This window comes from Kribbella sp. NPDC051586, assembly GCF_044453965.1.
GTDB lineage: Bacteria > Actinomycetota > Actinomycetes > Propionibacteriales > Kribbellaceae > Kribbella.
The window spans coordinates 161,532-174,206 of sequence record NZ_JBITDF010000002.1; the positions used below are offsets into that span (position 1 = coordinate 161,532).

Here is a 12,675-nt window from a genome sequence, read left to right on the forward strand (position 1 = left end):
GCTGCAACAGGTCGCAGCCGGTCGGCCGGGATGCGGCAGGATCGGGTCATGGAGTTCCAGACCCGACCCGCGACCTTCGACGACGCACCGGCGATCCACGCGATCATCGCCGCCAACGAACAAGCCTGGCACGGCCAGGTCCACTCGCTTCAGGACGCGATCGCCGCGGACCTGCGCCGCCCGATGATCACGCTCGACCTCGACACCCGGGTCGTCGAGGCGCCCGACGGAATCGCCGCCTGGGCATGGGTCCACGGCGGGCGTCGCTCGCAGGTCGACGTCCATCCGTCGTACGTCGACCGCGGCCTCGGGAGCGAGCTGGTCGACTGGGCCGAAGGACGTGCCCGCGAACACGAGAGCCCCTGGCTCGCGCAGACGGTCGACGACGCGGACCTGGGCGGCGCGAAGCTGCTTCGCGGTCGTGGGTACGAGGTACTCGCGACGAACTGGTTGCTTGAGCGCCCGGTCGACGGGGCTGAGCCGCTGGTGCCCGAAGGCGTGACGCTGCGGCCGTTCGCGCCGGACGACGCGCGGGTGGTGCACCAGGTGGTGCAGGACGCGTTCGACGACTGGCAGCCGCGGCGGCACGAGTACGACGAATGGGCCGGCACGAGCATCGAGCGCGACAGCTTCGACGCCGAGCTGTCCCCGGTCGCGGTCGCCGGTGACGAGATCGTCGGCGCGGTGATCAGCCTGGAGCTCCCCGATTCCCCCGACGGGTACGTCGACCAGCTCGCCGTCCGGCGCGACTTCCGCGGCCGCGGCATGGCCCGCGCGCTGCTGACCGAGGCGGCGCTGGGAGCCGGCCGCCGCGGCAAGGAGACGCTGACGCTCTGGACGCATTCCGGGACGGGCGCGCTGGCGATGTACGAACGCCTCGGCATGCGGGTGCGACGCAGTACGACGGTCTACCGGAAGCAGCTGTGACGAGCTGTTGACACTGCTCCATGAGAGCGCTCTCATAGGTTCATGCGTACCCGCCCCTTAGTACTTGCGCTGCTGGCGCCTCTGCTGGCCGTCGTCCCGCTCGCGCATGCGAGTGTCCCGCCGCCTACCGACGGCTGGACGACGGTGTGGAGTGACGACTTCGACGGGTCGAGCGGCAGTCTGCCGTCCGGCTCCAACTGGATCATCGACACCGGGCACGGTTACCCGGGCGGCCCCGGGAACTGGGGTACCGGCGAGATCCAGAACTACACCAACAGTCCGGACAACCTCTCCCTCGACGGCACCGGGAACCTGAAGATCACCCCGCGCCGCGACGCCGCCGGGAACTGGACCTCGGCGCGGATCGAGAGCCAGCGGAGCAACTTCAAGCCACCGTCGGGTGGTGTGCTGGCGATCGAGAGCCGGATCCAGATGCCCAACGTCACCGGCGACGCGGCGCTCGGCTACTGGCCGGCGTTCTGGGCGCTCGGCTCGCCGTACCGCGGGAATTACTGGAACTGGCCGGGGATCGGCGAGTTCGACATCATGGAGAACGTCAACGGGATCAACTCGGTCTGGGGCGTGCTGCACTGCGGCGTGAGCCCGGGCGGCCCGTGCAACGAGACCACCGGGATCGGCGCGAACCGCGCGTGCCCGGGCTCGACCTGCCAGTCCGGGTTCCACACGTACCGGTTCGAGTGGGACACGTCGGTGTCGCCGAACCAGTTGCGGTGGTACGTCGACGGGCAGCAGTTCCACTCGGTCAGCCAAGAGCAGTTGCCGGCTGACACCTGGGCGAACATGACGTCGCATGCCGGGTACTTCGTGCTGCTCAACCTCGCGATCGGCGGCGCGTTCCCGGACGCGCTCAACGGTCCCACCCCGCGCGCTTCGACTGTGCCGGACCACCCGATGGTCGTCGACTACGTGGCCGTGTCGACCAAGGGCGGCGGCACCACTCCGCCACCGACGACTCCCCCGCCGGGCGGCTCGTCGGCGTACAACACGCTGCAGGCCGAGTCGTACACGCAGCAGTCCGGGATGGGGTCGGAGACCACGACGGACAGCGGCGGCGGCCAGAACCTGATGCAGATCGGCAACGGCGACTGGGCACAGTACAACGGCATCGACTTCGGCAGCACCCCTGCAACGCAATTCGTGGCCCGAGTCGCGTCAGGCGCCGCGGGCGGGGTCAGCGGCCTCGTCGAAGTACGCCTGGACAGCCGCACCAGCACCCCGATCGGCAGCTTCGCCGTAGGCAACACCGGCGGCTGGCAATCGTGGCGCACAATCCCCGCCAACATGTCCGCAGTCACCGGCACCCACACCGTCTACATAACCTTCACCAGCGGCCAACCCTCCGACTACGTCAACCTCAACTGGTTCACCTTCGGCCACTGACCGCCGTACGGTCGAAGAGTGCTGGCTCTTACCAGGAAGGGAACCTCCGTCGCGCTGACGGAGGTTCCCAACCCTGTGCCGCTGTCGCACGAGGCGATCGTCCGGGTGAAGAGGTTCTGCCTGAACCGGCGCGAACTGCTGGACCTCGCGCAGCCTCCCCATCGCTTGGACCCCGACCCGCTCCGCGACGGCTCCGTGCTGGGCTGGGACTTCGCCGGCGAGCTCGAGCAGTCGCCGGCCGTCATCAATCCGACGGCCAAGGCCACTCCCGTTCCAGGTGCGCGGGTGTTCGGCACGGTACGACGGGGCGCGTGGGCCCAATGGGTGGCCGTCCCGTTCACGAGGCTTGCTCTGACGCCCGACAACGTCGCCGACGTACAAGCATCCGCACTTCCAACGCCTGGGCTCGCGGCGCTGCGCGCGCTGGAGCTCGGCGGGTTCCTGGTCGGCAAACGGGTGATGGTGATCGGAGCACGGGGTGCAGTCGGGCGGCTCACGTGTCAACTGGCGAACCTGTCGGGTGCTGACGTGAGAGCTGTCGTGCGACCTGGCCAGACAGCGCCCGGTAGCCACCGCCCACTCGACGGGATTCCCGGTGCGCACCATGTGACCGACAGTGTCCGGTACCTGCCTGACCTGACCATCGACACCGTCGGCGGCGCAGTTCTCGGCGAGGCCATCGAGTCGCTGGAGCCGGAGGGCCTACTGGTAGTGGTGGCAACCCCTGACCGGGACGAACAGGTGAATTTCCGCATCCGGAGGCGGCATCGCTCCGCGGGTGGTCGGATCCAGTTCCTCGGCGACCTCGACGAGGTGACTGCGCAGGACACCATCCATACCGATCTGAAGCGGTTGATCGACCTGGTCGCGGCTTTCAAGCTCGATGTCGGTGTCGAGGTCGAAGAGTCCTGGCGGAACGCGGTCGACGTGGTCGAGGCCGTGCTGGACCGGCGGATCAAGGGGCGGGCTGTGCTGCAGGCTCGGTGACCGGATTGCGGCCGAATCGGGGGTGAGCACCTATCCTTCGCCTATGTCTGAACTGCAGGGTGGGCCTGGTGCCCTGTTTGCGATCGGTGGGGCCGAGGACAAGCTGAAGAAGCGGACGGTGCTGCAGGAGTTCGTGGAGGCGGCTGGTGGGGCCAAGGCGCGGATCGTGGTGGTGCCTACCGCGTCGGCGCTCGGGCCCGATGTCATCGACGTGTACCGGGCGCTGTTCGCGGCGCTCGGGGCCGAGAGCGTGGTCGGTGTTCGCCCGGAGAATCGGGAGGACGCCGACGACCCGGCCTTCATCGCCCCGCTGAACGACGCGACCGGCGTCTTCATGACCGGCGGCAACCAGCTCAAGCTCGCCGGCGTCGTCACCGGTACGGCGTTCGGCCGGGCGGTCACGGCCGCCCACGCGCGTGGCGCCGCCGTCGGTGGTACTTCGGCCGGCGCGAGCATCCTGGCCGAGCACATGATCGCGTTCGGCCGGTCCGGCGCCACCCCGCGGCAGCGGATGAGCCAGCTGTCGGGCGGCCTCGGCCTGGTCCAGGGCGCGATCGTCGACCAGCACTTCGCCCAGCGGAACCGGTACGGCCGCCTCCTGTCGCTGGTCGCCCAGTCCCCCGGCCTGCTCGGAATCGGCGTCGACGAAGACACCGCCGCCGTTTTCCGCGGCTCGCACCTGGAGGTCGTCGGCCGCGGCGCGGTGACGATCTTCGACGGCAGCCGGATCAAGTCCAACGGACACTACGCCGGCCGGTCCGAGCCGCTGCTCGCGTCCGGCGTCGTGCTGCACGTGCTGCCGGCGACCGCGACGTTCGACCTGCAGAACCGCGTCCTGCTGTCCTTCGGCAAGCAGCCGCCGGCGACCGAGCTCGCCGAGATGCAGGCGGCCGAGGCGGATCTGCGCAAGCTGGCCCAGGAGATCGCGGCCGAGGGCGTCTCACCCAAGTACTACGCGGACCGCAAGAAACGGGCGGGACGCCGTACGTCGAAGAAGTCAGCCACTGCGATAGGGGCCGGGGAGTCCAGACCGGAGGCGACCGAGCCGATCACGGCCGGCGCCGACTCCGAACTCCCCGACCGCACGCAACCAGAACAGTGATGCCCGCATGACCGAGACCAGCAGTACAGTCGCCCCCTCCCCAGCCCCTTCCCCCGACCTGAAGATCATCGAGACCCGCGTCTACCGCGGCCCGAACGTCTGGAGCTACGACCCCGCGATCCAACTGGTCGTCGACCTCGGCTCGCTGGAGAACTTCCCGTCGAACACCATTCCCGGGTTCACCGAGCGACTCCTGGCCGACCTCCCCCGGCTCGACCAGCACCACTGCTCCCGCGGCCGCCGGGGCGGATTCATCGAGCGGCTGCACGAAGGCACGTGGCTCGGGCACATCGCCGAGCACGTCGCGCTCCAGCTCCAGCAGGAGGCCGGCCACGACATGCGCCGCGGCAAGACCCGGCAGGTGAAGGGTTCACCCGGCATCTACAACATCACCTACGCGTACGCCGACGAGGCGGTCGGCCTCGCGGCGGGCGAACTCGCCGTACGGTTCGTGAACAACCTGGTCCAGCCCCAAATGAAGAATGGACAGCCGGCGTTCGACTTCACCACCGAGCTGGAGAAGTTCATCAAGCAGGCCGAGCGGACCGCGTTCGGCCCGTCGACGCAGGCGATCGTGGACGAGGCCGTGTCCCGGGACATCCCGTGGATCCGGCTGAACAAGGCCAGCCTGGTGCAGCTCGGCCAGGGCGTGCACGCGAAGCGGATCCGGGCCACGATGACGTCCGAGACCGGCTCGATCGCGGTCGACGTCGCCAGCGACAAGGACCTCACCACCCGGCTGCTCGCGTCCGCCGGCCTGCCGGTACCGCGGTCGGAATCGATCCGCACGGTCGACGAGGCCGTCACGGTCGCGAACAAGATCGGCTACCCGGTCGTGTGCAAGCCGCTCGACGGCAACCACGGACGCGGCGTCTGCCTGAACCTGCAGGACGCCGACGCGGTCCGGGACGCGTTCCCGATCGCGGCCGAGCAGTCCCGGCGCGGGTCGGTGATCGTGGAGAACTTCGTCACCGGCAAGGACTACCGCTGCCTGATCATCAACGGCCGGATGGAGGCGATCGCCGAACGCGTGCCCGCGCACGTCGTCGGCGACGGCGTCCACACCGTCGCCGAGCTGGTCGACATCACCAACGCCGACCCGCGCCGCGGCGTCGGCCACGAGAAGATCCTCACCCGGATCACGATCAACGCCGCCGCCCGGCAGCTCGTCCGCGACCAGGGCTTCGAGCTGGACGACGTACCGCCGGAGGACGTGATGGTGAAGCTGACGCTCACCGGCAACATGTCCACCGGCGGCATCTCGATCGACCGGACCTGGGAGGCGCACCCGGAGAACGTCGAGATCGCCGAGGAGGCGGCCCGGATGATCGGGCTCGACATCGCCGGCATCGACTTCATCTGCCCCGACATCACCCAGCCGGTGCGCGAGACCGGCGGCGCGATCTGCGAGGTGAACGCGGCACCCGGGTTCCGGATGCACACCAACCCGACGATCGGCGAGCCGCAGTACATCGCGAAGCCGGTGGTGGACATGCTGTTCCCGCCGGGCGCGACCAGCCGGATCCCGATCGTCGCGGTGACCGGGACGAACGGCAAGACCACCACCGCGCGGATGATCAGCCACGTCTTCAAGGGACTCGGCCGCAAGGTGGGGATGACCTCGACCGACGGCATCGTGATCGACGAGCGACTGGTGATCCGCCAGGACGCGTCCGGGCCGAAGTCGGCGCGGATGGTGCTGCAGAACCCGCGGGTCGACTTCGCCGTGTTCGAGGTGGCGCGCGGCGGGATCCTGCGGGAGGGCCTCGGGTACGAGCGCAACGACGTCGCCGTGGTGCTGAACATCCAGCCCGATCACCTCGGCATGCGGGGCATCGAGACGCTCGAGCAGCTCGCCGACGTGAAGGCCGTCCTGGTCGAGGCGGTGCCGCGGACGGGGTACGCCGTACTCAACGCCGACGACCCGCTGGTGCGGAAGATGCGCCGGAAGTGCTCGGGCCAGGTGGTGTGGTTCAGCATGGCCGAGCCGGGCAGCGAGGTCCGCGACTACATCGAGGGGCACTGCCGGCGCGGTGGTCGCGCGGTGGTGCTGGAGCGGTCCGATCTGGGCGACATGATCGTGGTGAAGCACGGTCGCCGCTCGATGCAGCTCGCGTGGACTCACTTGCTCCCGGCAACGTTCGGCGGGCGCGCGATGATGAACGTGCAGAACGCGATGGCGGCGGCCGCGGCGGCGTTCGCGGCGGGTGCGTCGCTGCACGACATCCGGCAGGGCCTGCGGACGTTCAGTACGTCGTACTACCTGTCGCCCGGGCGGTTGAACGAGATCGACGTCGACGGGCGGACCGTGATCGTCGACTACTGCCACAACGCGCCGGCGATGCGGATGCTCGGCGACTTCGTGGATCGTCTCGGCGAGAGCCTGACCGCGTCGTCGGAGCTGGGGCGGCCGTCGCGGATCGGCGTGATCGCGACCGCGGGCGACCGCCGCGACGACGACATCCGCGAACTGGGCGAGGTCGCGGCACAGCACTTCGACGTGGTCGTCGTCCGCGAGGATGCGCGGCTGCGCGGACGCAAGCGCGGTGAGTCGGCGGCGCTGGTCGAGGTCGGCGTGCGGGCCGCGATGGAGCAGGGCGCACGCTGCCGGCAGCTCGACACCGTCCTGGAGGAGCTGGACGCGGTCAAGCACGCCCTCAGCCGGTCCAACCCGGGCGACCTCGTCGTGCTCTGCGTCGACCAGCACCAGTCGGTCCTCGCCGAGCTCGAGTCCGTCTCCCACCTCGCCCAGGCCGGCGCCCACTCGGGCGACGAGGCCGGCGACCCGGACTTCGTCCGGCCGGACGACGAACCCGCGGAATCTGAACGAGAACTGGCGTGACCTGTCACCCTGCGACGCTGTTCATCGCGTTGTAGGGGTGTGCGGATGACAGCCGAGGATGACTTCGACGAGTTCGTGCGGGCGCGGTGGACCGCGACCGCGCGGTTCGCGTACGCCCTGACCCTGGACCACCAGAAGGCCGAGGATCTGGCGCAGGAGGCGTTCACCAAGCTCTGGTTCCACTGGCGGAAGGTGCACGACGGGAACCCGGAGGCGTACCTGCGCAAGATCGTCGCCAGCGCCTTCCTGTCTGCCCGTCGCCGTCGCTGGCGGGGTGAACGCCCCACGGAGACACCACCGGAGACCGTCGTCGATCCGGCCACGGTCCAGGTGGACGAACGCCTCGCGATCCACCAGGCGATGGCTCGCCTCAGCCCACGGCAGCGCGCCGCCGTCTACCTCCGGTACGCCGAGGACCTGTCCGAGCGCACCGTCGCGGACCTCCTCGGCTGCTCGGTCGGCGCCGTGAAACAGCACACCCGCCGTGGTCTGGAGGCGCTCCGCACCGACGTCACGTTCGCCACCCCGGACGAACTGGCCGACCTCACCGAAAGGGGGATCTGATGACTGACGATCTGGGAGCCAAGCTCGCGCTGCTCACCGACGAGCGGCCCGAACCAGCCGATCCCGCGGCGCCGATCCGGTCGCGGATCAAGAGTCGCCAGCTGCGTCGGCGGACGGCAGCCGCGGTGTGCGCGGCGGCCGCAGCGATCGCCGTCGTTGTGGCGGGCTCGGTCATCGGCTCGATCAAGTCGGCGGAGCCCGGCGTCGCGAGGCCCTCGCCGAGTCCGTCGCAGGGGTCGCAGAACCTCGACTTCAGGTACACGCCGCTTCCTCAGCCGTGGTCCGACGAGCCGGCGTTCACGACACAGCAGTCTGACGCGCTCAAATACGCGCCGGCCTTCTACGTCACCGACGGCAGCATCCCCAATGAGCACTGGGCGGTCGCGTCGTACTACAGCGACGGCTGTCTCGTCATCACCGACGAGGGTCCGGCGAAGAGCTTCGGCGGCGCCCAAGGCTGCTTCTACGAGAACTGGCAGCCCGACCAGCGTTCGCAGTACAAGACCGTCCCGGCCGTGATCCCGAACCTGGGCTCCCCCCTGAACCTCACGATGGTCATGGGTGCGGTGTCGGCGGAGGCGCGCAAGGTGCGCATCACCGCAGGCGGCAAGACCTACGACACCGATGCGATCGGTACGCCGAACAGCAGCCGCTTCAGGTTCTTCGCGGTGGTGGTCAACGCGGCCGAGTCCCAGGTCACCGCAGTCACGCCGCTGGATGCGGCCGGGAAGGTAGCCCCGAGCCCGCGGTGAGGAGCTAGTTCACCGGCTGGCGGCGGGGCAGGAGACGGCGTGGGGCTTCCTGCTCGTCGATCCAGTCGAGGTCGTCGGACAGTACTGCGTCGTTCGACCGGTCGGCGTACGGGTCCGGAGGCGGCGGTGGCGGTGGAAGGGCGCGGAGCTTCAGGGCGACCATCGGGACCGCGAGCAGTACGCCGACCACCATCCACGGCCAGTACTCGCGCAGCAGCGGCTCGAACGACTGGAAGAACGCCTCGGTCGACGCATCCCCGACCGCGTCCATCGGCTTCCCGTTGGAGCGGGCAACCACCTGCACGGCCTCGACGGCGCCGTTGCAGACGAGATAGAACCCTGCCAGTGGAATCCAGGAGCCGACCGATCGCCAGCCCCGCTTCCAGCAGGCGAAGTACAGCAGCAGTGCGAGACCGGCCCCGACCAGCAGACCGTTGAGCTGCCACAGCCAGCGCCAGTCGGCCAGCTGCTCGGCCGGCCGCTGCGCGTACCACGCCACCGGGAGTGCGAGCGCGAACGCCGCGACCACCGAGCTTCTGGTGCCCACGGCACCGAAGAACGCACCGACAGCGCTTGCCGCCAGCAACGTGATCAGCATGTCGCGGTCGGAGAACGAGTTCCCGGTCAGCCACCACATGCCGGCGGCAACGACCAGCACCACCGGTACGGCGGCACGCACCCGGCCGATCAGCAAGCCGGCCAGCACGCCGCCCGCGAACCCACCCAGCACCACGAGATCGATCCGCGGCGGCACGAAGTACGTCGCACCGTCCGGAAGCCCCTTCAGGTACGTCGCGGAGAAGCCGCCCACGAACCAGGCGACCACCGCGGCCGGAATCGACCACAGGTAGCGCATACAAACCCCGTTCCACCCCGACCTCGGGCGGCTGGGGCTCTCAGTGCTGAGCTCTCTCGACCTTGGTCTTCAAGGTCTCCGGTGTGTCGACAGTAGCTCCCTCGGACCGCAACCAGCTGTCAAGACTCGCCCGATCCTGCAGAGACATCACCGCGACCACGTCGCCGGCCCGCGCCTCGGCGACCAGCGCCTGCGCCGCCTCCAGCTCGGTCGGGTACGCCGGTACGTCGTCGACGCCGACCGACGCGGCTCCCTCGCGGAACACCGCCTCGAGCTCCGCCGGCGGCCGTCCGCGCAGGTAGTCGCTCTTGTGGCCGATCGCCACCCGATCGGTCGCGCGCGCTCCCATCGCGCCGAGCGCCGCGACCATGTCGTCGGCCCGGTCACCCGGTGAGCCCAGCGCGAGCATCAGCCGGCCGTCCTCGGGCTTCACGCCGTTCATGATCTCGATCAGCGCCTCCAGCCCGGCCTCGTTGTGGGCGAGGTCGATGACGACGGTGAAGTCGCGCAGCGAGTACATGTTCATCCGGCCGGGGTTGTTCTCGTTCGGCGCGAACGTGCTCAGCCCTTCGATCACGGCCGCCCGCGGCATCCCGAGCCCCAGCGCCGCCGAGGCGGCGGCCAGCGTGTTCTCCACGTTGTAGTGGGACAGCCCCGACAGCGTCATCGGTACGTCGACGACCTTCAGCAGCGGCTCCGGATCGCGGGACTGGTCCAGGACCGTGACGAATCCGTCCAGCACGGTCGTCGCGCGGCCGCCCTCGTCGAGCACGGTCCGGATCGACGGCGAGTCGGGATCGCGCGAGAACACCCAGCACTTAGCCGGCGAACCGAGCCGCATCGCGAACGTCCGCGGGTCGTCGCCGTTCACCACACACCAGCCGCGCGGACGGGTGATCTGGGTGATGACCGCCTTCACCTCGGCGAGCTGGTCGACGGTGTCGATCCCGCCCAGGCCGAGGTGGTCGGCGCTGACATTGGTGACGACGGACACGTCGTTGTACGCGATGCCGACCCCGCGGCGCAGGATCCCGCCGCGCGCGGTCTCCACCACCGCGAGCTGGATCCCGGGCTGGGACAGCACCTGCGCGGCGCCGCTCGGCCCGGAGAAGTCGCCGTACTTGATCAGTTCGCCGTCGAAGTACACGCCGTCGGTGCTCGACCAGCCGACGTGCAACCCGGCGGCGCGACCGATGTGCGCGATCATCCGCGAGGTCGTGGTCTTGCCGTTCGTCCCGGTCACCGCGACCACCGGGACCTTGGGCCGCAGCGTCGGCGGCGGGTTACCCGGCGGCTCGTCCCGCACCCGTTCCCCCACGGCCGCGATCAGCTCGCTCAAATCCTCGGCCCCGAACGCGTCCAGCACCTCGACGATCGCGGCCCCGAGCGCCCGCGCCCGGGCCTCGTGCGCCCACGGGAACGCCACCACCAACCGCCGTACGTCGGTCTCCGGGCGGACCCGTACGCCGATCCGCCCGATCCCGGCCTCCCGCGCGATCCGGCGGACGACGTGACCCGCGACCCGGATCGCGAACCGCTGCCGGAACCCCGACCCGATCCGGCCCGGCCGGGTGGCGCCGATGCCGATGGCCTGCGCGTAGGTCTTGGCCGCCGGAGCCGGCGCGTCCACGAGCGCCGACACGTCGAGCGTCAGCTTGACCGCGGCACGACTGAAGTAGAGGTTGGCTCCGTCCAGCACCCGGAGCTCAACCAGCGATGTGGCCACCTATCACGCACCCATCGCGTGGTAACCGCCGTCGACGTGGACGATCTCGCCGGTGGTCGCGGGGAAGAAGTCGCTGAGCAGGCCGACGATGGTGCGGCCGGTCGGCTCCAGGTCGGACGGGTCCCAGCCCAGCGGGGCGCGGTCCAGCCACGGCTCCTCGAACTTCTCGAAGCCCGGGATCGCCTTCGCGGCCAGCGTCTTCAGCGGACCGGCCGAGACCAGGTTGCAGCGGATGCCCTGGGCGCCCAGATCGCGGGCCAGGTACCGGTTCGTGGACTCGAGGGCGGCCTTCGCCACCCCCATCCAGTCGTACCCGGGCCAGGCGACCGTCGCGTCGAAGGTCAGCCCGACAACGCTGCCGCCGCGGCTCATCAACGGCGCACAGGTCACCGCGAGCGCCTTGAGGCTGTACGCCGAGACGTGCACCGCCCGGGCGACGTCGTCCCACGGCCCGTCGAGGAACTTCCCGCCGAGGATCGTCTCCGGGTTGCCGTACGCGATCGAATGCACGACGCCGTCCAGCCCGTCGACGTGCTCGCGCACGGCGTCCGGCAGCGCGGCGAGGTGCTCGGCGTCGGTGACGTCGAGCTCGAGCACGGGCGGCTCGGTCGGTAGGCGCTTCGCGATCCGCTTGGTGATGCTCAGCGCGCGGCCGAAGTTCGAGATCAGCACGGTGGCGCCCTGTTCCTGCGCCACCTTGGCCGTGGCGAAGCCGATCGACGAGTCGAGGGTGACTCCGGCGACCAGGATCCGCTTGCCGTCGAGGATGCCCACCGGCATGCCCTTTCTAGAATGAATGAGGTGGAAGTTAGTTGCCCATGCCGATGCCGCCGTCGACCGGGATCACCGCGCCCGTGATGTAGCCGGCCTCCGCGGAGGCGAGCCAGCGGACCGCGTTCGCGATCTCCTCGGTCAGACCGAACCGGCCCAGCGGGATCTGGCTCAGGTACTGCTTCTGGGTCTCCTCCGGCAGGACCGCGGTCATGTCGGTCTCGACGAAGCCCGGGGCGACCACGTTCGCGGTGATGCCGCGGCTGCCGAGCTCGCGGGCGATCGAGCGGGCCATGCCGATCAGGCCGGACTTGCTGGCCGCGTAGTTCACCTGGCCGGGCGAGCCGAGCAGGCCGACCACGGAGGAGATGAACACGATGCGGCCCTTCCGCAGCCGCAGCATGCCCTTGGCGGCCCGGCGGGCGACCCGGAACGAGCCGGTGAGGTTGGTGTCGAGAACGGAGTCCCAGTCGTCGTCGGACATCCGCAGCAGCAGCGTGTCGCGGGTGATGCCGGCGTTGGCCACCAGCACCTCGACCGGACCGTGCTGCTCCGCGATCGTGTCGAACGCGGCGTCGACCTGCTCCTGGTCGGTGATGTCGCACTTCACCCCGAGGAAGCCCTCCGGCGGCGGACTCGTGTTGTACGTCACGGCGACCTGGTCGCCGGCCTCCTTGAAGGCAGTCGCGATCGCCAGCCCGATCCCCCGGCTACCACCGGTCACCAACACAGACCTGCTCACAAGCC

General features: G+C 69.8%; 11 protein-coding genes. 7 read left to right on the forward strand and 4 right to left on the reverse strand.

The features are described 5' to 3' along the window. Nucleotides 1-48 precede the first annotated feature (48 nt). The 7 genes from ACIA58_RS11240 (at nucleotide 49) to ACIA58_RS11270 (ending at nucleotide 8,575) form a co-directional block, all read left to right on the forward strand. Nucleotides 49-927, forward strand: a complete 879-nt coding sequence (locus ACIA58_RS11240) for a GNAT family N-acetyltransferase (RefSeq protein WP_396403500.1) — start codon at nucleotides 49-51, stop codon at nucleotides 925-927. 42 nt (nucleotides 928-969) lie between these two features. Further along, nucleotides 970-2,328 (forward strand): glycoside hydrolase family 16 protein, encoded by a 1,359-nt coding sequence (locus ACIA58_RS11245; protein WP_396403501.1) that lies wholly within the window; start codon nucleotides 970-972, stop codon nucleotides 2,326-2,328. 75 nt (nucleotides 2,329-2,403) lie between these two features. Beyond that, complete coding sequence (locus ACIA58_RS11250) at nucleotides 2,404-3,315, forward strand: hypothetical protein (protein ID WP_396403502.1); 912 nt, start codon at nucleotides 2,404-2,406, stop codon at nucleotides 3,313-3,315. Nucleotides 3,316-3,358: 43 nt separating this feature from the next. Next, on the forward strand, nucleotides 3,359-4,417 hold the full coding sequence (locus ACIA58_RS11255; RefSeq protein ID WP_396403503.1) for a cyanophycinase: 1,059 nt from the start codon (nucleotides 3,359-3,361) through the stop codon (nucleotides 4,415-4,417). A 7-nt stretch (nucleotides 4,418-4,424) separates the two neighbouring features. Then, nucleotides 4,425-7,259 (forward strand): cyanophycin synthetase, encoded by a 2,835-nt coding sequence (gene cphA / locus ACIA58_RS11260; protein WP_396403504.1) that lies wholly within the window; start codon nucleotides 4,425-4,427, stop codon nucleotides 7,257-7,259. Between the two features lie 45 nt (nucleotides 7,260-7,304). Beyond that, on the forward strand, nucleotides 7,305-7,823 hold the full coding sequence (locus tag ACIA58_RS11265; RefSeq protein WP_396403505.1) for a SigE family RNA polymerase sigma factor: 519 nt from the start codon (nucleotides 7,305-7,307) through the stop codon (nucleotides 7,821-7,823). Further along, a complete protein-coding gene (locus ACIA58_RS11270; RefSeq protein ID WP_396403506.1) occupies nucleotides 7,823-8,575 on the forward strand; it encodes a hypothetical protein in 753 nt (250 codons plus the stop codon). Before ACIA58_RS11265 ends, ACIA58_RS11270 begins: the two co-directional genes overlap by 1 nt. Before the next feature lie 4 nt (nucleotides 8,576-8,579). Here ACIA58_RS11270 and ACIA58_RS11275 read toward each other — a convergent pair whose 3' ends face one another. Genes ACIA58_RS11275 through fabG form a run of 4 tightly spaced genes read right to left on the reverse strand, consistent with a single transcriptional unit; the run spans nucleotide 8,580 to nucleotide 12,670 of the window. Next, complete coding sequence (locus ACIA58_RS11275) at nucleotides 8,580-9,431, reverse strand: hypothetical protein (RefSeq protein ID WP_396403507.1); 852 nt, start codon at nucleotides 9,429-9,431, stop codon at nucleotides 8,580-8,582. Between the two features lie 40 nt (nucleotides 9,432-9,471). Next, on the reverse strand, nucleotides 9,472-11,157 hold the full coding sequence (locus ACIA58_RS11280) for a Mur ligase family protein (RefSeq protein ID WP_396403508.1): 1,686 nt from the start codon (nucleotides 11,155-11,157) through the stop codon (nucleotides 9,472-9,474). A 3-nt stretch (nucleotides 11,158-11,160) separates the two neighbouring features. Then, complete coding sequence (gene fabI, locus ACIA58_RS11285) at nucleotides 11,161-11,937, reverse strand: enoyl-ACP reductase FabI (protein ID WP_396403509.1); 777 nt, start codon at nucleotides 11,935-11,937, stop codon at nucleotides 11,161-11,163. A gap of 28 nt (nucleotides 11,938-11,965) precedes the next feature. Then, nucleotides 11,966-12,670: a 3-oxoacyl-[acyl-carrier-protein] reductase gene (gene fabG / locus ACIA58_RS11290; protein WP_396403510.1), complete on the reverse strand. Its 705-nt coding sequence runs from the start codon at nucleotides 12,668-12,670 to the stop codon at nucleotides 11,966-11,968. Between the last annotated feature and the right edge of the window lie 5 nt (nucleotides 12,671-12,675).